This window comes from Pectobacterium versatile (assembly GCF_003932035.1).
GTDB lineage: Bacteria > Pseudomonadota > Gammaproteobacteria > Enterobacterales > Enterobacteriaceae > Pectobacterium > Pectobacterium versatile.
This window is the reverse complement of the sequence record NZ_CP034276.1, coordinates 4,043,110-4,062,214: the sequence shown is the minus strand read 5'-3', so window position 1 is coordinate 4,062,214 and position 19,105 is coordinate 4,043,110. Positions and strand designations below refer to the sequence as shown.

At 51.3% G+C, this 19,105-nt stretch carries 19 protein-coding genes, 1 pseudogene and 1 CRISPR repeat array; of the genes and pseudogenes, 5 read left to right on the top strand and 15 right to left on the bottom strand.

What is annotated here, in order from left to right:
• Window positions 1-23 precede the first annotated feature (23 nt).
• Window positions 24-380, top strand: a complete 357-nt coding sequence (locus EIP93_RS18450; protein ID WP_125233361.1) for a DUF1240 domain-containing protein — start codon at window positions 24-26, stop codon at window positions 378-380.
• 100 nt (window positions 381-480) lie between these two features.
• Here EIP93_RS18450 and EIP93_RS18445 read toward each other — a convergent pair whose 3' ends face one another.
• The 5 genes from EIP93_RS18445 to EIP93_RS18425 all read right to left on the bottom strand — a co-directional run bounded on the left by EIP93_RS18445 (window position 481) and on the right by EIP93_RS18425 (window position 4,352).
• Window positions 481-960 (bottom strand): Hcp family type VI secretion system effector, encoded by a 480-nt coding sequence (locus tag EIP93_RS18445; protein ID WP_125233094.1) that lies wholly within the window; start codon window positions 958-960, stop codon window positions 481-483.
• Between the two features lie 118 nt (window positions 961-1,078).
• Window positions 1,079-1,582, bottom strand: a complete 504-nt coding sequence (locus EIP93_RS18440) for a M48 family metallopeptidase (RefSeq protein WP_039507077.1) — start codon at window positions 1,580-1,582, stop codon at window positions 1,079-1,081.
• Between the two features lie 168 nt (window positions 1,583-1,750).
• Window positions 1,751-2,944, bottom strand: a complete 1,194-nt coding sequence (locus EIP93_RS18435) for an amino acid aminotransferase (protein ID WP_039545682.1) — start codon at window positions 2,942-2,944, stop codon at window positions 1,751-1,753.
• A gap of 63 nt (window positions 2,945-3,007) precedes the next feature.
• Complete coding sequence (locus EIP93_RS18430) at window positions 3,008-3,622, bottom strand: YitT family protein (protein ID WP_103942346.1); 615 nt, start codon at window positions 3,620-3,622, stop codon at window positions 3,008-3,010.
• 250 nt (window positions 3,623-3,872) lie between these two features.
• Window positions 3,873-4,352 carry an Lrp/AsnC family transcriptional regulator gene (locus EIP93_RS18425; RefSeq protein ID WP_010295086.1) on the bottom strand — a complete coding sequence of 160 codons (480 nt, stop codon included), beginning with the start codon at window positions 4,350-4,352 and terminating at the stop codon, window positions 3,873-3,875.
• Between the two features lie 102 nt (window positions 4,353-4,454).
• Window positions 4,455-4,844: direct repeats of the CRISPR family, unit length 28 nt; unit sequence TTTCTAAGCTGCCTATACGGCAGTGAAC.
• A 185-nt stretch (window positions 4,845-5,029) separates the two neighbouring features.
• Here EIP93_RS18425 and EIP93_RS18420 point away from each other — a divergent pair.
• Window positions 5,030-5,236: pseudogene (locus EIP93_RS18420) on the top strand (PIN domain-containing protein); the annotation flags it as partial.
• Between the two features lie 68 nt (window positions 5,237-5,304).
• On the opposite strand, the gene EIP93_RS18415 reads toward EIP93_RS18420, so the two are convergent.
• The 3 genes from EIP93_RS18415 to dnaB are packed head-to-tail and all read right to left on the bottom strand — an operon-like array spanning window position 5,305 to window position 8,466.
• Window positions 5,305-5,943 carry a hypothetical protein gene (locus EIP93_RS18415; RefSeq protein ID WP_125233093.1) on the bottom strand — a complete coding sequence of 213 codons (639 nt, stop codon included), beginning with the start codon at window positions 5,941-5,943 and terminating at the stop codon, window positions 5,305-5,307.
• Window positions 5,936-7,018 (bottom strand): alanine racemase, encoded by a 1,083-nt coding sequence (gene alr, locus EIP93_RS18410; RefSeq protein ID WP_103942349.1) that lies wholly within the window; start codon window positions 7,016-7,018, stop codon window positions 5,936-5,938. Before alr ends, EIP93_RS18415 begins: the two co-directional genes overlap by 8 nt.
• 41 nt (window positions 7,019-7,059) lie before the next feature.
• A complete protein-coding gene (dnaB, locus tag EIP93_RS18405) occupies window positions 7,060-8,466 on the bottom strand; it encodes a replicative DNA helicase (protein WP_010295074.1) in 1,407 nt (468 codons plus the stop codon).
• 247 nt (window positions 8,467-8,713) lie between these two features.
• Between dnaB and EIP93_RS18400 the strand changes: the two genes are divergently transcribed.
• Both EIP93_RS18400 and EIP93_RS18395 read left to right on the top strand, forming a co-directional pair.
• Window positions 8,714-9,700 carry a quinone oxidoreductase gene (locus EIP93_RS18400; protein WP_103861790.1) on the top strand — a complete coding sequence of 329 codons (987 nt, stop codon included), beginning with the start codon at window positions 8,714-8,716 and terminating at the stop codon, window positions 9,698-9,700.
• A gap of 381 nt (window positions 9,701-10,081) precedes the next feature.
• Window positions 10,082-11,470, top strand: a complete 1,389-nt coding sequence (locus tag EIP93_RS18395; protein WP_125233092.1) for a cytochrome P450 — start codon at window positions 10,082-10,084, stop codon at window positions 11,468-11,470.
• Window positions 11,471-11,936: 466 nt separating this feature from the next.
• Here the strand turns inward: EIP93_RS18395 and pspG are convergent, their stop codons facing one another.
• The 6 genes from pspG to EIP93_RS18365 all read right to left on the bottom strand — a co-directional run bounded on the left by pspG (window position 11,937) and on the right by EIP93_RS18365 (window position 17,038).
• The gene (gene pspG / locus EIP93_RS18390) at window positions 11,937-12,209 is read right to left on the bottom strand and encodes an envelope stress response protein PspG (protein WP_010279209.1); all 273 of its coding nucleotides are present in this window, start codon (window positions 12,207-12,209) and stop codon (window positions 11,937-11,939) included.
• A gap of 178 nt (window positions 12,210-12,387) precedes the next feature.
• Window positions 12,388-13,410, bottom strand: a complete 1,023-nt coding sequence (dusA, locus tag EIP93_RS18385) for a tRNA dihydrouridine(20/20a) synthase DusA (RefSeq protein ID WP_125233091.1) — start codon at window positions 13,408-13,410, stop codon at window positions 12,388-12,390.
• Between the two features lie 180 nt (window positions 13,411-13,590).
• Window positions 13,591-14,370, bottom strand: coding sequence for an ATP-grasp domain-containing protein (locus EIP93_RS18380; protein WP_125233090.1), 780 nt, complete (start codon window positions 14,368-14,370; stop codon window positions 13,591-13,593).
• Window positions 14,371-14,500: 130 nt separating this feature from the next.
• A complete protein-coding gene (locus EIP93_RS18375) occupies window positions 14,501-15,310 on the bottom strand; it encodes a tetratricopeptide repeat protein (RefSeq protein ID WP_103972265.1) in 810 nt (269 codons plus the stop codon).
• Window positions 15,311-15,512: 202 nt separating this feature from the next.
• Entirely contained in the window at window positions 15,513-16,169 is a 657-nt protein-coding gene (locus EIP93_RS18370; RefSeq protein WP_125233089.1) for a DsbA family protein, read from the bottom strand.
• Complete coding sequence (locus tag EIP93_RS18365; RefSeq protein WP_039545662.1) at window positions 16,157-17,038, bottom strand: MBL fold metallo-hydrolase; 882 nt, start codon at window positions 17,036-17,038, stop codon at window positions 16,157-16,159. The genes EIP93_RS18370 and EIP93_RS18365 overlap by 13 nt, the downstream gene beginning before the upstream one ends.
• Window positions 17,039-17,145: 107 nt before the next feature.
• On the opposite strand from EIP93_RS18365, the gene EIP93_RS18360 reads away from it, so the two are divergent.
• Window positions 17,146-18,054: a LysR family transcriptional regulator gene (locus EIP93_RS18360; protein WP_103972263.1), complete on the top strand. Its 909-nt coding sequence runs from the start codon at window positions 17,146-17,148 to the stop codon at window positions 18,052-18,054.
• 32 nt (window positions 18,055-18,086) lie between these two features.
• On the opposite strand, the gene EIP93_RS18355 is transcribed toward EIP93_RS18360, so the two are convergent.
• Window positions 18,087-19,010 (bottom strand): LysR family transcriptional regulator, encoded by a 924-nt coding sequence (locus EIP93_RS18355; RefSeq protein WP_125233088.1) that lies wholly within the window; start codon window positions 19,008-19,010, stop codon window positions 18,087-18,089.
• Window positions 19,011-19,105: the final 95 nt, after the last annotated feature.

Below are 19,105 nucleotides of genomic sequence, written 5' to 3'. Positions count from 1 at the left end.
TTAAGCTTAGGGTGGATATATTCTTGGTTAAGGTAAATAGGCCATTAGTTGGCGCTTTTGCAGTTTTTATTTTTCTATTGACATGCTTTACTGGTTGGTTTTCTTTTAATTCATATTTGGATATTTTACATTTAAATGATGTGATAGTGTTTTCATGGAAAGTTGGGTTGATGGTATTTGGTTCTCCTTTGCTATTCTATTTTTCATATTTATTTTTTTATTCCGCAATAAATAATAAAGTGGCGAAAATTAATAATAAATTTGGAGGAGGGTTATTTATAATAATGATCGTTGGTGCTGTAATTAGTTCATTCTCATCTTTCTACATGTCTTATAATTTTAGAGATTATGGTTATGAAATATGCCCTAAAATATCTTGAATGGATCCCAATAAATATGTGAAAAATATCGCTCTTTGTGATGAATAGTGAATAACAAGCACACCTGATAAGATGCGCTTGTTATCAAAGGTCATAAATTTTAGAGGCTCATTTCCTCCCAAATACTATAACCCGACGTGCCTGCGATCTTATGGTTCCATGCTATGGTTTTATATTTTAGCTGGACTTTTTCATACGGCATGATGTCGTTGTTATCGATGACGTGCGGATAGACACAGGTGACGTCGACAATGCTCGCATCCGTTAAGGTGACTTCATAATAAAGCTCTAACTGCCCAGCGGAATTGACGAGATAAAAATAAAATGTCACATCGACCTTTTCATTATAAGAGATTGCCATTCCTAATAACGGGGACGACTTATCGATTGGCTTAATAAAATGAATGGGGTGATGAGCGACATTCTGATCGCGGCTGATGCTATGATTTAAACCTAATACCTGTATTTGATCTTCATGACCTGTTTGGTAGCGATTACCAATTGAATCGAGCGTTGAGCAACCCGATGATATTAAACCCTGTTTTTGACCATTAATGCTGGCGTAAATCAAATTAGCCATATCAAATCCTTATGAGAAAATTTATCAATAGGCTGAGTGAAAATATATCAATCATCAGCTCGGAAATAATACGGCTAAGGCAACGTCAAAGCAAAGCGAACAATCATAAACGGTGAATTCAGACCGCGCCTGAATTTATTTCTCGCCAGTTCAGCCAGATTCGCATATCAAATTCCAGCTGGTGATAATCAGGATCCATATGGCAGCAGAGTTGGTAGAAAGCCTTGTTGTGGTCTTTTTCTTTGAGGTGAGCGAGTTCGTGTATCACGATCATCCGCAGGAAATCTTCCGGCCCATCACGGAATAGCGTTGCTATTCGGATTTCATTATTGGACTTTAATTTTCCGCCCTGCACGCGTGCCACAAAGGTATTGGTTCCCAGCGTCCCTTTGATCGGGTTCTGTTTATTGTCGTAAAGCACCTTTGATATTGCCGGGGCGTTTTTTAGATAGCGCTGTTTCAGCTCGGCGACAAACTGATAGAGCGATTTGTCACTCTGGATCGGATGGCGGTCAGGGTATTTTTTTTCCAGCCACGGGCCGAGTTTGCCTTGATCAAGGAGCGTTTGAACTTGGGCAATAATTGCTGGGGGATAACCGTTAAGGTAGCGTAGCTGAGTCATATTTTATTCGTTGGGATAGCGCATGGCGGATTTGTCGATGTGTTGCTTTCAGTCTGAGTGTAGAGAACAGATAGCACGACAGCGATAGTTAACTGAAAACACAAGCCACTGGGTTAAGCGAGTTCACTCATGTGAGTCGGTTAAGCCAGTGGCGTTGTCATTTACAATTTACTGAATCGCGGCGAAAGCGGCGGCGACGCGCTGGACGTTGCTGTGGTTCAGCCCCGCCATACACATACGGCCGCTGGCGATCAGGTAGACGCCGAATTCTTCACGCAGACGATCAACCTGTTCCGGGCTGAAACCGGTGTAGCTGAACATGCCGCGCTGGGTGAGCAGGTAGTCGAAGTTACGGTTCGGCAGCGCGTTTTTCAGTGCTGAAACCAGCTCCTGACGCATGCTCAGAATACGGGTGCGCATCTCTTCGACTTCCGCTTTCCAGTCAGCGTTCAACTGCCCGTCATTCAGGACTTTAGAAACTACCTGTGCGCCGAAATTCGGCGGGGAAGAGTAGTTGCGACGGACGGTCGCTTTTAACTGACCCAGCACGCGCTGTGCGCTGTCGGCATCGTCACACACCACAGAAAGGCCACCAACGCGCTCGCTATACAGCGAGAAAATCTTGGAGAACGAGTTGGCGATGAGTGCCGGAACGCCCGCGCTGGCAACGGCGCGAATCGCATAGGCATCCTGCTCAATCCCGAGGCCAAAGCCCTGATAGGCGATGTCCATAAACGGAATCAGTTCACGCTGGATGATAACCTCAATGACGCGATCCCACTGTTCGGTGGTGAGGTCGGAACCGGTCGGGTTGTGGCAGCACGGGTGGAGCAGCACGATGCTGCGCGCTGGCAACGTTTGCAGGGTGGCGAGCATGGCGTCAAATTTCACGCCTAGGTTTTCGCCATCGAAATACGGATAGGTGTGAACGTTAAAGCCCGCGCCCTCAAAGATCGCAATATGGTTTTCCCATGTTGGATCGCTGACCCACACTTCTGAGTTCGGGAAGTAGCGTTTCAGGAAATCTGCACCGACTTTCAGTGCACCGGAACCGCCCAGCGTCTGGATGGTGGCGATGCGACCCGCTTCCAGCGCAGCGTGGTTTTCACCAAACAGCAGGTGTTGGATCGCGGTACGGTAAGGCTGTAACCCTTCCATCGGCAGATAGGAGCTTGCGCTCTGAGCCGGCTGTTTCAGGCTGCTTTCGGCCGCGCTGACGGAGCGCAGCTGCGGGATAATATTCTGCTCGTTGTAGTAGAGCCCGATACTCAAATTGATCTTATCCGCTCTTGGATCCTGTTTGAATTTTTCCATCAGAGACAGGATAGGATCTCCGGCATAGGTATCAACGTTTTGAAACACAGTGTAGCTCTCCTGAGTGTGTCATTTTTATGGGTACCGCAACCCCGACGATGGTGGGGATAATCAGGCCGCGTAACGGCCGGGGCGATGGTTCATCGCGATAATCAGGTTCAGAATGGTTGCCCCCAGAATCGAAGCAATCAACATCGGTATGCTTACCACGAACAGGGAAGTCAGCACAATCACAACGTCAACGCCCATCTGGAGTTTTCCCGCCCGCAGGCCATATTTGTCCTGAAGATACAGCGCCAGAATATTCATGCCGCCGAGACTGGCCTTATGGCGGAACAGCACCACGAAGCCGATTCCGGTAATGATATTGCCAAACAGCGTGGCGTAGAACGGGTTGAGCTGATCGAAATGAACGAACAGTGGATGCAGGTCGGAAAACAGAGAAACCAGCCCGACGGCGCAGAACGTTTTCACCGTGAACTCCCACCCCATACGGCGCACAGCCAGATAATAGAAGGGCAGATTCAGCAGGAAAAAGGCAACGCCAAAGGAGACGTTGGTCAGATAGTGGATAAGAAAAGCGATGCCCGCGGTGCCGCCGGTGAGGGCGCCGGCCTGACGCAGCAGGATAACGCCAAACGACACCATCAGCGTGCCGATCAGGATCGCCAGAATATCTTCCAGCAGAGTATGTGATATTTTTTGTGTAGGAATAACGTTATCCATGGTGAGCACTCAACAGACTGTCGTAAAAACATGTGCTTACCAAAGCAAGAATCGCACCAGATAGTGCTGTTTAGCGGCTGGTGTCTGCGTAATGTTGACTGCGATAAGAGCAACGTATTGAATTATATGAATGAAAATAATGCGTGATTCATGCGTTTTTTATTATTTATTTGGCTGGATCGTGCGTTTATATGGGGTTTGTTGCGTGATGCACTCATTTTTTGCACCAAATAGAGGCAGTTGCCCCAATTCAGGGCAACGCAGGCAGTTCTGGCATCATCAAACCGTTCTCTTTGAGGCGGTTCAATACCACTGAGGTTTTCAGGTGTGCGACGCTTTTGTTTTGCGACAGAATCTGGCTAATCAGCGTGCTGAGTCCGGGCAGGTCTGCCACGGCGACTTTTAACAGATAATCGGCATCACCCGTGGTTTTATAGGCATCGATGATGGCATCCACTTCCCCCAGCATCTGGTGAAAGCGTTCAACGTATTCGCTGGTATGGTTGATCAACCGCACTTCAATTAACCCTAGGCATTCCAACCCGACTGCGTTCGGCGACAGGCGGGCATGGTAGCCGAGAATCAGCTGTGCCTGTTCTAGCGCGATGCGACGGCGGGAACACTGCGAGGCGGAAAGCCCAACCAGATCGCTCAGTTCCTGATTGGTCAGGCGGCCGTTCGTCTGTAGCAGCGTCAGGATTTTCAGATCGAAATCATCAATGTGGTACATCGCGTTTCCTAAACAGTATCAGGCAGTCGGCCAAACAGACTACCAGCTTTTTAGGCCGCGTTGCCTATGAGTTTTTTATTACTGATTTTCGGCGCGTTTAATTTTCTTAACTGCCTGTACGGCAGTGAACTGAGATCCGGCCGGGCTATGCGTTCAACATCATTTTCTAAGCTGCCTATACGGCAGTGAACCTCCGGTAACTCCGGATGGTTCAGTGCCGGAATTTCTAAGCTGCCTATACGGCAGTGAACTCTATGGGACGACTATCACCCAACGACTAATTTTTCTAAGCTGCCTATACGGCAGTGAACCGATGGCCTTTACCGTATTAGTGATGTCTACAGTTTCTAAGCTGCCTATACGGCAGTGAACGCTAATAATCGCGGGCCTTATTTTTGCCCGGATTTCTAAGCTGCCTATACGGCAGTGAACGATGCCAGCGTTCAGATCCAGTTTTGCAGCCATTTCTAAGCTGCCTATACGGCAGTGAACCGTTCATATTTTACGGTAGTTACCTAATTTTAAAAGGAAATAAACCATTTTTCCCGAAAAACCCTTTTTTATCAGGGCTGATAATCAAAATTAAAAATCAATGAGCTACGACTATGCGTAAAAAAAGGGTCATGAACGTATGGCAAAGATTTTATTTATCGACGATAGGCCTATGTCAGGTATCGCTCGATGCGGTGTTACCTTGGGATAGCGCCGCAGTAGACGCTACGACGAAAATTAAAATCGCGCTAGCCGCAGCAGGCACGCCTATTGGCCCGAATGATACGGCCATCGCGGGTCATGCCATCAGTGCTAAGGCCATATTGGTCACCAATAATCTGAGAGAATTTGAGCGAGTACCGGGGTTGACGTTGGAAGATTGGGTTAAATAATCGCGGATTATGTCTGGTGAAGTGAAAGTCCTGATACTTGTTAAGCTGCCTACACGGCAGTAAATCCATCACTCCACAATAATCCGCTCATCATTCTCTCCCAGACAGATACTTAACTGCTGGCCGTCAGGGCTGAAAGCGCAGTAGGGGAGAGGTTCACGTAGGTAGAGATGCAGCGGGAGCGCGAAATAAAGCGCAACGAGCAGCAATGCAGCGACCGCTTTCGCATAGGTTGGGCGTTGAGCGACTGGGTTGCGCCGAGCGTGTCGATATTTCACGATGCCAATGGCGGCCATGCCTGCGCCTACCAGCATGGAAACATACAGTTCACCGGGCATCGGGGAGAGTATCACATTGTCGTTTTCATAATCCTGCCAATATTGAATGCGCCACAGGGCGCTGATACCGATTTGCACCAGCCCCGCGAGTATCCAGGCAACACGCCATCCTGAAAGCCGAAAGAGCGCCAGAAAGCAGAAACCCGATGCCGCGCAAGACCAGTAGATGAGATCGAACATCGCGCTAAACATGCCGCCAAACAGCGTGCCGCCGACGTCCGTCGGTTTCAAAGTATAGAAATTAATGAGGGCAAACAGCGTCAGGATAGCGGATACGGCAAGCCAGCTTGCCGTATAGTAGATAACCCGTTTTAAGGTCGGCAAGTCATGAGCCTGCCGATAAAAACTAGCCAGTCCGTTTTTATTCACCGTCGATGTATTCCAACGCGGTGCGCTGGGTTAAGCGCGTGATCAGTTCGTAGGCGCTGGCACCCGTATGTGCGGCAATGCGTTCAACCGGTAGCGTTGGCCCCCAAAGGATGACCTCATCGCCGACCTTGTCCTGCGCATCCGGCCCTAAATCCACCGTAATCATATCCATCGATACGCGGCCGGAAAGCGGCACTTCGCGACCGTTGACGAGCACGGGCGTACCGGCTGGCGCGCAGCGCGGGTAGCCATCGCCGTAACCGACGGCGACCACGCCTAAACGGGTATTGCGCGGGCTGGTCCAGGTGCCGCCGTAACCGACCGCTTCGCCTGAGTTGTGTTCGCGTACCGCGATCAGGTGAGACGTAAAGGTCATGGCTGGCTGGAAGCCGAAATGTGCGGCGTCTTCGTTATCCAGCGGCGACACGCCATAGAGAATAATTCCGGGACGAACGCGATCGCGGTGCGACTGCGGCCACAGCAGAATACCGCCGGAGGCCGCAATGGACTGTGCGCCGGGTTTACCTTGCGTAAAGGCATCGAAGCAGGCCAGTTGGCGTTCGGTGGTTCCCGCTTCGGGTTCATCGGCGCGGCAAAAGTGGCTCATGATATTGACTGGCTGCACCACGTTGCGGCATTCGGTCAGGCGTTGCCAGAATGCGTCGGCGTGTTCCGGCAGAACGCCAAGGCGATGCATACCGCTATCCAGTTTCATCCACACGGGGATCGGCTGTGGCAGCGCGGCCTGTTCCAATGCGGCAAGCTGTTCAGGGCTGTGAACGGCGGTTTCTAACTGGTGCTCCACCAGAAGCGGGAGGTCGTCGGCGGAGAAAAAGCCTTCCAGCAGGACGATGGGCTTGGTGATGCCCGCGGCGCGTAGCGCCAGCGCTTCGGAGAGTCGCGCGACGCCGTAGCAGTCAGCGTCGGAAAAAGTATGGGCAGCTTCGCTCATGCCGTGGCCGTAGGCATTGGCTTTCACGACGGCAACGACCTGACTGTCAGGCGCTAGCTGACGGATACGTTGCAGGTTGTGGCGCAAAGCACGCCGGTTAATGACGGCAGTTGCCGTTTTCATTCTTGTTCCTTAGTGCAGTGTTGTCATTACTGAGCGCTGCGTTATTCATCGTCATATTGTGGGCCGGCATAGTTATCAAAGCGCGACCACTGCCCGTTAAAGGTCAAACGAACGGAACCAATCGGGCCGTTACGCTGTTTCCCCAGAATGATTTCAGCGATGCCTTTCAGGTCGCTGTTTTCGTGATAAACCTCATCACGATAGATAAACATAATCAGGTCGGCATCCTGCTCGATGGAGCCGGATTCACGCAGATCCGAGTTAACCGGGCGCTTGTCGGCGCGCTGCTCCAGACTACGGTTAAGCTGCGACAGGGCGACAACAGGAACCTGCAATTCTTTTGCCAACGCTTTGAGCGAGCGGGAAATTTCTGCAATTTCCAGCGTACGGTTGTCGGACAATGACGGCACGCGCATCAATTGCAGGTAGTCGATCATGATCAGGCTCAGGCCATTATGTTCACGGAACACGCGACGGGCGCGGGATCGCACGTCGGTCGGCGTCAGGCCAGAGGAGTCATCGATGTACATGTTGCGTTTTTCCAGCAGGATCCCCATGGTGCTGGAAATGCGCGCCCAGTCTTCATCGTCCAACTGACCGGTACGAATGCGGGTCTGATCCACGCGCGACAGAGACGCGAGCATACGCATCATGATCTGTTCGCCGGGCATCTCCAGACTGAAGATCAGTACGGGCTTTTCTTGAGTCATCGCGGCATGTTCGCACAGGTTCATCGCAAAGGTGGTTTTCCCCATTGATGGACGTGCTGCCACGATGATCAGGTCAGATTTCTGCAAGCCAGCGGTTTTTTTGTTGAGATCCTGATAGCCCGTGTCCACACCCGTAACGCCATCATGTGGTTTCTGGTAAAGCTGCTCGATACGGGAAACGGTATCTTCCAGAATGCGGTCGATACTTTTTGGGCCTTCATCTTTGCTGGCGCGGTTTTCAGCGATCTGGAAGACGCGGGATTCCGCCAGATCGAGCAGATCCTCGCTGCTGCGCCCCTGCGGATCGTAGCCCGCGTCGGCGATCTCATTGGCGACGGAGATCATTTCACGTACCACGGCGCGCTCGCGCACGATATCGGCGTAGGCACCGATGTTAGCGGCGCTGGGGGTGTTCTTTGCCAGCTCGGCCAAATAGGCAAAGCCACCGGCGGATTCCAATGAACCTTGCAGTTCGAGCGATTCGGACAGCGTGATCAGATCGATCGGTTTGCTCATTTCCAGCAGCCGATGCATCTCTGTGAAGATCAGACGGTGGGCGCGGTTATAGAAATCGTTAGCAACAACACGCTCGGCGACATTATCCCAGCGTTCATTGTCGAGCATCAGGCCGCCCAATACCGATTGCTCCGCTTCCAGCGAATGTGGTGGAAGTTTCAGACCTTCCATCTGGCGGTCACGGGGTTCATTCGATTTATTGGTGGGTCTTTTCTCTGCCATGAAACGGGTTCTTTACCGGTTGATTTGCCATTGGATTAGGGGGCATTGTATATGCCACACGTCCGAAATAACACAATATACCCGTCATACTTCAAGTTGCATGTGCGTTGGTTGCGTTCAGTCACCCGAATCACTTACTCAAGTAAGCTCATCGGACTCCTTCGCTTGCCGCCTGCCTGAAACTCGAATTATTTAGGGTATACGTATTATAGAGAGACAACGAACCTGTCACGATTAAGGAGATAACATGACAAAACGCGTTCAGTTCCGAGCTTATGGTGGCCCAGAGGTTCTGCAATATGTGGATTTTACGCCTGCCGACCCCGCAGCGGGAGAGGTTCAGGTTGAGAACCGCGCCATCGGCATTAATTTTATCGATACCTATATTCGCAGCGGCCTGTATCCAGTGCCTGACCTACCTTCCGGTCTGGGAACCGAAGCGGCAGGCGTCGTGACGAAAGTCGGGGCAGGGGTTAGCGTGCTGAAGGTCGGCGATCGCGTCGTTTATGCGCAGTCTGGGTTAGGGGCGTATAGCGAAGTGCATAACGTGGTAGCGGAGAAGGTTGCGCTGCTACCGGATGCCATCAGCTTTGAGCAGGCCGCGGCCTCTTTCCTGAAAGGGCTGACGGTTTACTATCTGCTGCGCCAGACGTATGAAATCAAGCCAAATGAAGTCTTCCTGTTCCATGCGGCGGCGGGTGGCGTTGGGTTGATTGCCTGTCAGTGGGCGAAGGCGCTAGGGGCGAAGCTGATCGGAACGGTGGGTTCTGATGAGAAAGCGGAGCGGGCAAAACAGGCGGGTGCCTGGGCGACCATTAATTACCGTACCGAGAATATTGCACAGCGCGTCGCGGAACTGACCGATGGGCAGAAGGTGAACGTCGTCTATGACTCGGTTGGGAAAGATACCTGGGAAGCCTCGCTCGATAGCCTGCGTCGTCGCGGATTGATGGTCAGCTTCGGCAATGCGTCTGGGCCGGTGACCGGTGTTAATCTGGGTATTTTGAACCAGAAAGGCTCGCTGTACGTCACGCGTCCGTCGCTGTTTGGTTACGTGACGAACCGCGCCGAACTCGAGCAGGCCAGCAATGAACTCTTTTCACTGATCGCCAGCGGGGCGATTACGGTAGACGTGCCGCAGAACCAGAAATTCGCGCTGGCGGATGCGCAAGCGGCCCATCGGGCACTGGAAAGCCGCAGCACGCAGGGCTCCTGCCTGTTAATTCCGGGCTAATCACTCAATGAGGTTATCGTGTTCTGGCGATAACCTCGCTTCTCCCGCCGTTCTTTTTCCAGACAGGATAAAGGGCTGCCTACGGTATTACTTCTTAACAAAAAAACCAAAACGCACTGTTTGTTTTTTAAACACCCCTCTGTAGGATTTGACGAAAAATAGAGTAAGACAGTCATTCAGATTCTGTGCCTTGCTCGTTGTCTGCGCCGTATATCAATCCCAATAAGCAGCGTCGATCGCGCATATTGCATTTGGCTGTGAGCATAGGTTCCACGGTATTTTTTCAAAAATGGTTCTCTCTTTACCTCTTCGCTATCTCGATTGTTGTTTTCACAGGCGAATTCTCGCCTGATTTTGAACACACTAAAGAAGGATGTGAGTATGAGATCCATCAAACTGCTGCCAATGCCCCCAACCCGAAGCATTCTCGGGCATGTTGATTACTTAAAACGAAGTGATGTTCATCTACAGATGCTGCGGTGGAAAGCACAGTATGGTCGCTTTTACCGCTTAAGGCTGGGGCTCACGTCAGCGATAGTGATTTCCGACGCTGAATGTATTCGCAGCATTATGAAATCCCGCCCCGACGAATTTCGGCGAATCAGCAGCATTGAATCCGTGTTTCAGGAAGCTGGGGTGAACGGTGTTTTTTCATCGGAAGGAGAACGATGGGAACATCAGCGCAAATTGACGGAGCCGATGTTTCAGCCCGCTCATTTGAAGCATTTCTATCCCCTTCTCAGGAAGGTGACTTCCCGGTTATCTGACCGTTTTACGCTGCTGGCTGAAACCGGGGAGAGCGTCGCTCTGGTAGAGGAGTTTAAGCGCTATACGGTTGATATCACGTCATTACTGGCCTTCGGCGAGGACGTGAATACGCTCGAACAGGGCGAAAACCCGCTATCGCAAAGCTTACGCCACTTATTCCCCATGATTAATGCCCGCAGCAGCGCCTTGTTTCCCTTCTGGCGATTCATCAGGACGGCGCGAGATAAGCAGTTTGATGCGAGCCTGAGCCTGATTCGCGAGTACCTTGATGGCTTCATTTATCGTCAGCGTAAGCGCATCCAGCTAAATCCGCAGTTGATGGATGCGCCTGAAAACATGCTGCAAGTGATGCTCGCCGAGCAGAAAAAAGACGGGACGCTGAAAGACGACGATATTATGGCGAATGCCATTACGCTTCTGCTTGCAGGGGAGGACACGACGGCAAATACGCTCACCTGGATGAGTTTTCTGCTTTGTTCGTCGCCTTCGGTAGAAGAGTGCGTTTTTCAGGAGTGCAAAGAGGCAACTGATGGTGCTGGGGCTATCCTCCCGTGGCCGCTGCCGCGTATGCCCTGGCTCACCACCGTGATGTATGAATCCATGCGGCTCAAGCCCGTTGCGCCTCTGCTGTATCTTGAGCCAACGAAGAACACCGTTATTGATGATTTCCTGATCAAAAAAGGCACACCTTTGTTGCTGATGCTGAGTGCGAGCGGGTTTGACGACGCGTTATTTCAACAGCCCTATGATTTCGTGCCTGAGCGGTGGCTTGAACGCGGAAAAGCCTCTTTTTCCGATCTCCAGCCTTTCGGCGGTGGGCCGCGGATGTGCCCCGGACGGTCGCTGGCATTAATGGAAATTAAACTGGGGTTTCACGCGTTGTGTAGCGGGTTCCGCGTCGAGGCGCAGCAGCCTGCATCAGACGTCACCGAGAATTTTGCTTTTACGATGTCGCCATCCGGTTTTCGCGTGAAGCTATACAAGCGCGAACCGTTGCAATAGCAACGCTGGATGTGGGGTGTGAGTGAACGTGCTGAGGTCAGGGAGGACGGCGGTTAAGCCAGACAATCATACCGACTCGTTAAGAGTCGGTATGATTGCCAGAAAAGCCTTGGCCGTTACGCTAATTTCATCAGACTGTATGTAGGGTACAGCGTGGTGATCGTCACGAAAGTGCCGCTGTGCGGCTATTATTTCCCTGACGACGATGAAATCGTGTGGCTTGCTTGCCACCAGGTTTTATTTACCCAGTTTAGTTTGTTCACCCTTTAAACAACTATGGGGTGTCAAACTGTGGCGCCATCCTAGCAGCCACATCAGGGAAAAAATATCTGCTGGCGCACACTTTTGTACTAAAACAGACCGTACTAAAACACGTACTAAAATAAGTCGGTGTTAAATACGGCTTTGCCCGTCATTTGCGTGCGCAACTCATTTTCGTGTAACCCAGTTTTTTCCCTTTCTGGCATTACCACTCATTCCCGTTGCGCTGGCGATACGTGTATTTGCGATAGGTATAGCGGTGCGAGTTGTAGACAGGTCGTCCGCTAAATTTGCGCCACAGCCACACCGCCGCGACGGCCAAGATCAGCCACGGCAGTACCTTTATCGCGATGCTAAACAGCCCACCGATCAACATAAAAAGGGACGCCACAAACAGTGCAGCAATCACGCCCAGCAGTGACACGCCCGTCAACATCAGCATGATAAAAAAGCCAATAACGAAGAAAATTTCCAACATGGTGCGCTCCTGTAGCGGTTAAACCGTATCTTACGCAGGGAAGAGAAGGTTCTGCGTGCTACATAAGCTATAACAAGAATCGTGCCAAGATGTGCTGCTGGTAAGTGATTGATTTACCAGCAGCATGAGGAAGAGAAATGAAAGAGTGTTGATGAAAAATACTAACTGTTAGTGTTTTTTAAACCAGATTAACCAGCGCTAGCGCACGTTCTACCACTGCCGCGTCGGCACCGGGTTTGTGGGCGTTTTCACTCAGATAGCGTCGCCACTGACGCGCACCGGGGATGCCCTGAAACATGCCGAGCATGTGGCGCGTGATGTGGCCTAATGATGCGCCGGAAGAGAGTTCGCGCTCGATATAGGGATACATGGCTCGTACCACGCCAGCCAAATCCGGTGTCGTGGCGTCGATGCCAAATAGCTCACGGTCGACCTGCGCCAGAATACCGGGATTCTGGTACGCCTCACGGCCCATCATTACGCCGTCCAGATGCTGTAAATGCGTTTTGGCTTCTTCCAGCGTTTTGACGCCGCCGTTGATGGCGATGATGAGCGCCGGGAAATCGCGCTTGAGCTGGTAAACGCGCGGATAATCCAGCGGTGGAATTTCGCGATTCTCTTTCGGGCTAAGGCCTGATAGCCAGGCTTTGCGCGCGTGGACGATAAAAGTATCGCACTCGCCGCGTTCGGCGACGGTTTGAATAAAGTCGCACAGGAATTCATAGCTATCTTGATCGTCAATGCCGATGCGGGTTTTCACCGTAATCGGGATTGAGGTACTGTCTTTCATCGCCTTGATGCAGTCTGCCACCAGTGCGGCTTCGCCCATCAGGCAGGCACCGAAACGGCCATTCTGTACACGGTCAGACGGGCAGCCGACGTTTAGGTTTACTTCATCATAGCCGCGCTGTTCTGCCAGTTTGGCACACTGCGCCAGCGCTTGCGGATCGCTACCGCCAAGCTGTAGCGCCAGCGGATGTTCTTCTTCACTGTAGGCCAGATAGTCGCCTTTGCCGTGAAGAATCGCGCCCGTCGTCACCATTTCGGTATACAGCAGCGTCTGGCTAGTCAACTGGCGAAGAAAATACCGGCAGTGGCGATCGGTCCAGTCGAGCATCGGCGCGATGGAGAAGCGGTTAAGGCGAGAAGCGCGGGTGTCGGTGGATACCGTGTTGTGTGTACCTGATTTTACGTCGGTCATGGTTTGTCAGTCATCGTTTCGTGTGTGTCTGGCGGTGTTGTCTGAGGTTATCTTTGCTGGTGCCGACTATAGCACAGGGAGCGGGCTGTGGCTGATCGCTATCTTACCCTGGGCTAGGAAACGGGTGTCCCGCGTGCGCGATAACCTGGCATCAATAAATGGGATTCATGACGCTTTTCGCTAAGTATTAAGAAATAGTTGAATGAACCTGTCGACGTTCCATTCTTTGGTATCAGAGACTTGCCCATCACCAATTTCTATCAGGCGAAGTTCACCAGAAGCGTTTTCAGCCATATCAATCGAGAAAAAGGGTGAGCTGATAGGTTGTGCTATTTCAACAACAATATCAGGAACAATGCCGTCAGAGGAACACACGTTATTTCTAAAGGAAAAATAGCGTCTTTCGCTAGTTTTTATAATGTCTTCAACCTTTCTCAGGCTAATCCCGCCTTCAATGTCGCCACGAAATTGCTTAATGGCGGCTATTATTTCTCGGATCTCTTCAGCGTTTTTAGCGATAGATCCTCTGGATGTGGTTAGCGATTTAACATAGTCTTTAACGAAATAGTCTGGCCATTTTAGCTGGTTAGTAATTTGATCGACGTTATCATCTTCATTTAAGAAAATGGTCTCTGGCGTGTATTTCTTGCATGAGTTATACCATCCCGTAATATGATGGCTTGAGAGATAATCCTCTAAAGAAACGAGCATGTTACTGCTATTCTGATTCACTGCATCGCTCAATTTTTTATATTCATCAGATTTGAGCATCCAGCCGCGCCAAATGGCGGATGCGTTTGGTTCAAAATACTTGGAAAACTTGTATTTTCCATCTGATGCATGCTGTGTTGATAGTAATATGCATGATAATCCGCTTTCCTTTGCAGAATTATACTCTGCCTCAAAAATCTCATCTACTTTGGAACTATCAAAGTAATCGCTTGGGTATATTATATTCATGTAAATGATCTCAACAGGAGAGTGTGGATTGAAATTTTAAATAATTTATTACACTCCTTATCCATCGGTTATCATAAAGGTCGCCTAAGCGACCACGTCAGCAATTTACTATTAGTAATATAGTGCGTTACTAAGCCCTATTGTTATGCTTACTAATAAATTTGTCCTGTAAGCGTTTAGACTCCTGAAGCTCACTTTGCGACATATTTTTCTCAATTTCTTGTATTCTTTTCTCATGTATCTGAATGGCTTTTTGGATCTCTGGGATTGAGCCCCATTCCAGATCTTTTTCGTTTCGATTGAATACCGAGAACCAAAAATAGGCCTGAGAGTCATTCTTCTTAACACCAATGCCGTCAGCGTACATTGCTGAGGTCATGAACTGTGCTTTTTGCATATTTTGTTCTGCTGCATCTTTAAAATGCGTAAACGCCGCTCTGGCATTTACCGGAGTACCCACTCCATTTAGATACATTACAGCCAGGTCGAAATGTGCGTCAGGCATGCCTTGCTCGGCCGCTTTTTTAAACCATGAGATCGCTTTAGCTGACTCTTTTTCGTCAAAATACATGGTACCAAGTTCATATTGTGCTTCAGCACTGCCTTGCTCCGCGGATTTCGTGTACCACGCTTTTGCTTGCGCATAATCTTTCTCTACGCCGTCACCGTTATAGTACATGTCACCCAGCATCAATTGTGCGTAGGCATTGCCTTGCCCTGCCGCTTTCATGTACCACGTTTTGGCTTGCGCGTAATCTTCTTCTATGCCGTCACCGTCATAGTACATGTCGCCCAGCGCCAACTGTGCGTCCACATTACCGTTGTTCGCTAGCTGCTGCATTTCTGCGAGTGTTTTATTCTCAACGTCGCTGGCTACGGCGTGTGCCGTTGGCAGGATAAGTGAGAGTGCGATGACAAAAAGTAATGAAATAAATTTCATGTGCAATCCTTCACATTTTTAATAATAAAAAGCGCCGGTTACGACGCAATAAGTAAACCATCACGTTTATAACGCCGCCGCGTACTGGTTTATCGAGAAGAGGATACTTTAACGGTTTAAGGGGACGAGATACAGACAGTATCGGGAACGAAAAAAGGAGCAGGCCGTTGGCGTGCTCCCTTATGAAGGTTGATGCGGATGCTTATGCGATCGCGTGGCTGACCATCTGTGTCAGCATCTTGTGCCATGCATCTACCTGACCGAGGTAGTTTGCCGCCGGGATTTGCTGGAAATTCCCGTTGGCGTCTTCCAGCGCAAAAGTGGGGAAGCCTTGCCCACGCACTTTCGCCAGTAATTCCCGGCTAGCGCTGATGTGTTTTGACAGCGTTTCAGCCTGAATAAAGGCGAACTCGGTGCTGAAAGCATCGCCATCCAGACCAATTGCTTCCGCGCACTGACGCAGCACGGCGGTGTCGGCGATTTTTAGCCCGGAAACGTAGTGCGCACGCTCGATCTCGTGCAGCATCACCATGCCTTTGTCAGCCATCGCTTCCGCAGCGAGTACGGCGGCTGTTGGCGGCGCGGAATCCAGCACGACGCTGGTGTCGCGCAGCAGCCCTTCGTAATAGGCTTCCCCGAAGGTCTGCCCGGTCATTTGCGCAATGCGGCGATCGTGGGGGATCACATAATCGTGCCACTCTGGGGTTATGGTGCGGCTATTGCTGCCCGTCATCATACCGCCGCCGTGGAGGATCAGATCCAGCCCGTCAATCTCCTGCGCGGCCAGCGCGAGTGGGGCGGCGCCGTAGCACCAACCACACAACGGATCGTAAATGTAATGCAGTCTTACTGTGGCCACTTCATTTCACCTTTCAGGACTTTGGCGCTCAGTTCAAGACCCGATTCTTCTTTCAGCGTCGGGTAGTGTTTTTTCATTGCTGCGATCAGTTCGGCAGAATCTTTCGCTTTTGCCAGCTCTTTTTCCACCGTATCCAGATATTGCAGCGTAAAGGTCACGTTTTTCAAGGTGTAATCCGTTGGCGCGATAAAGTGACCCGGCACGACGGTGGTTGGCTTCAGCGCTTCAATGGATTTCAGCGTTTCACGCCAGTGAACGCGAGATTCTGGCGTTTGGGTATCGGCAAGCCAGACGTGGATGTTGGCAGACACCGGAATACCACCGACAACGGCTTTCAGAGAAGGGATCCAGACGTACGTGCGATCCGGCGTTGGCCCTTTCAGACCTTTCACTTCCAGTTTTTTGCCGTCAACGGTAAAGCTATCGCCTTCCAACGCTTGAGGAACGACGATCTCTTTCGGCGCGTTTTCTTTCAGAACTGGGCCCCAGTGTGCCACTTTGCCGTCTTTGCTGGCGTTAATCGCATCGATGGTGGCTTGGGTCGCAACGATTTTAGCGTCTGGGAACGCGGCTTTAATCACGTCCAGACCGAAATAGTAGTCAGGGTCGGAGTGGCTGATATAAACGGTGGTCAGTTTTTTTCCGGTGGCTTTGATGCGATCAACCAGCGTTTGAGCATCGTTACGCTGGAACTGCGCATCGATCAGGGCGACTTCTTTATCGCCGCTGATAATTTCAGAGGAAACAGGGAATACACTGGCTTCACCTGGATTAAACACGTCGATTTTTAACTCGGCAGCGTTAGCAGCAGAAGCCAGGCCCAGCGATGCAGCGAGTAAAGATACGGTAAAAGCGATAGATTTAGACATGGTGATACTCCACAGGTATGACAGAAAGTGGGTTCATGTTATGTTGCATTAATCGTACGAAAAACCGCAAAACTGGCAATTGTTTGTTGCATAAAACGGACTAATTTATGGATCGTATAACGGCAGCCGAAGTGTTTGTGACTATTATAGACCGCGGTAGCATGATCGCGGCGGCGGACACGCTGGATATGTCTCGGGCAATGGTGACGCGCTATCTGGCGGAGATGGAAACGTGGGCGGGGGCGCGATTATTGCACCGCACCACGCGTAAGCTGAGTCTGACGGATGCCGGTGAAAAAACGCTGGCGCGCTGTCGGGAGATGCTAGCGCTGACGGCGGATATGCGCGTCGAGGCCGATACCGACGATGCCACGTTAAGCGGTTTGCTGCGCATCGGCTGTTCGCAGTCGCTGGCGCAGGGCGCGCTCGGTATGGCGATAACGGCCTTCCTGCGGCGGCATCCTCGGGTCGCTATCGACCTGCAAATGAATAACCGAACGGTGAATCTGGTCGAGGAACGTATCGATCTGGCACTGCGCATTACCAACGAACTGGATCCCAATCTGATCGCCCGACCGCTTTCAAGCTGTGAGTCGGTGCTGTGTGCATCGCCTTCTTATCTGAATGAGCACGGTATTCCGCGACAGCTGACCGATCTCTCGATTCATAACTGCCTGACCTACACCTATTTCGGCAAAAGCCTGTGGCATTTTTCCCGCGGTGATGAAAAGTTTACGATTCCCGTTAGCGGTAACCTGAGCGGCAATGAATCGCTGGTGCTGCTGGCCGGTGCGCTGGAAGGCGCGGGCATCGCCCTGCAACCGCGCTATTCGGTGGCGCCTTATCTCGCCAGCGGACAACTGGTAGCGCTGTTGCCGGAATACCGTCCGCAGGCGATGGGGATTTATGGTATTTACACCTCGCGCCGCCAAATGCCTGCCGCGCTGCGTATCCTGCTGGATTTTCTGGTGGAATGGTTTGCTCACGATCCTCGCTGGCGGGCGTTAGCGCTGTAATCGGTGAAGTGAGCCGAACCAAGGCCGGAATATTACTGCCGCAAGACCTGCTCCAGACGTGAAGGCACGCCGGCGGCGTACTGCTTGAGTTGATCAATCACGGTATCGACCAGCGCCGAAGCGGGGCGGTGCAGCGGACGAATCAGGCTGACCGTAAAAGGTACGTCGATGCTGAAAGGCCGCACGACCACGCCGGAGGCGGCATAATCCAACGCGGTGAGCGGATTAACGATGGACAGCCCAATGCCCGCCCGCACCATCGCACACACTGACGCCGCGCTGTGAGTTTCCAGCACCATCCGGCGCGACACACCTTGTTCCTGAAACAGCTTGTCCAGCAACTGGCGATAGCTGTCGGCGCTCGACAGGCTGATAAAGGGTTCATCGGCAAAATCCTGCGGCGTGAGCACCGCTTTTTGCGCCAGCGGATGTCCGGCAGGCAGCACGCACACTTCATTGAGTAACATCAGCGTTTGCCGCTCGGTACCGGCTGGCGTGAGACTGTTTTCCGTTAGGCCCAAATCGTGGCGCTGGGCAGACAGCCACTCTTCCAGCAGCGGCGATTCCTGCGGAATGATGTGCAGATTAAGCAGTGGATAACGCGCCAGCAGCGGCTTGCAGACGTTGGGTAGCAGTGACTGTGAGAACACGGGCAGACAGGTAATAGAAAGCTGTGCCTGCTGAAAACGGCGAATATCGCTGGCGGCGTTGATGATCCGATCCAGTCCATAGTAAGAGCGCTGCACTTCTTCAAACAGCTGTAGCCCCTGTGCGGTAGGGTAAAGCCTGCCGCGCAGCCGTTCAAATAGCGTCATCTGAATCAGTTTCTCGAAGCGGGCCAGCTCGCGGCTGACGGTCGGCTGCGAGGTGTTCAGCAGCGCTGCTGCTTCTGTCAGATTGCCAGTGGTCATGACTGCATGGAAAATCTCGATGTGTCGTAGGGATACTGCCGCCATGTCGCCTCCTTCATTTATTTTATAAACCATATCAGAAATGAATAGAGTCTGCCTAAAACGATATTTGTGTACCCATTGGGTACTTTTTATAGTGA

Excerpts from the sequence above, each read along its gene's own strand:
- EIP93_RS18445 (WP_125233094.1), bottom strand. The coding sequence starts at position 960 with ATGGCTAATTTGATTTACGCCAGCATTAATGGTCAAAAACAGGGTTTA.
- EIP93_RS18355 (WP_125233088.1), bottom strand. The coding sequence starts at position 19,010 with ATGGCGGCAGTATCCCTACGACACATCGAGATTTTCCATGCAGTCATG.
- EIP93_RS18425 (WP_010295086.1), bottom strand. The coding sequence starts at position 4,352 with ATGTACCACATTGATGATTTCGATCTGAAAATCCTGACGCTGCTACAG.
- EIP93_RS18375 (WP_103972265.1), bottom strand. The coding sequence starts at position 15,310 with ATGAAATTTATTTCATTACTTTTTGTCATCGCACTCTCACTTATCCTG.
- EIP93_RS18395 (WP_125233092.1), top strand. The coding sequence starts at position 10,082 with ATGAGATCCATCAAACTGCTGCCAATGCCCCCAACCCGAAGCATTCTC.
- EIP93_RS18440 (WP_039507077.1), bottom strand. The coding sequence starts at position 1,582 with ATGACTCAGCTACGCTACCTTAACGGTTATCCCCCAGCAATTATTGCC.
- dusA (WP_125233091.1), bottom strand. The coding sequence starts at position 13,410 with ATGACCGACGTAAAATCAGGTACACACAACACGGTATCCACCGACACC.
- EIP93_RS18400 (WP_103861790.1), top strand. The coding sequence starts at position 8,714 with ATGACAAAACGCGTTCAGTTCCGAGCTTATGGTGGCCCAGAGGTTCTG.
- dnaB (WP_010295074.1), bottom strand. The coding sequence starts at position 8,466 with ATGGCAGAGAAAAGACCCACCAATAAATCGAATGAACCCCGTGACCGC.
- EIP93_RS18360 (WP_103972263.1), top strand. The coding sequence starts at position 17,146 with ATGGATCGTATAACGGCAGCCGAAGTGTTTGTGACTATTATAGACCGC.
- alr (WP_103942349.1), bottom strand. The coding sequence starts at position 7,018 with ATGAAAACGGCAACTGCCGTCATTAACCGGCGTGCTTTGCGCCACAAC.
- pspG (WP_010279209.1), bottom strand. The coding sequence starts at position 12,209 with ATGTTGGAAATTTTCTTCGTTATTGGCTTTTTTATCATGCTGATGTTG.
- EIP93_RS18380 (WP_125233090.1), bottom strand. The coding sequence starts at position 14,370 with ATGAATATAATATACCCAAGCGATTACTTTGATAGTTCCAAAGTAGAT.
- EIP93_RS18430 (WP_103942346.1), bottom strand. The coding sequence starts at position 3,622 with ATGGATAACGTTATTCCTACACAAAAAATATCACATACTCTGCTGGAA.
- EIP93_RS18365 (WP_039545662.1), bottom strand. The coding sequence starts at position 17,038 with ATGTCTAAATCTATCGCTTTTACCGTATCTTTACTCGCTGCATCGCTG.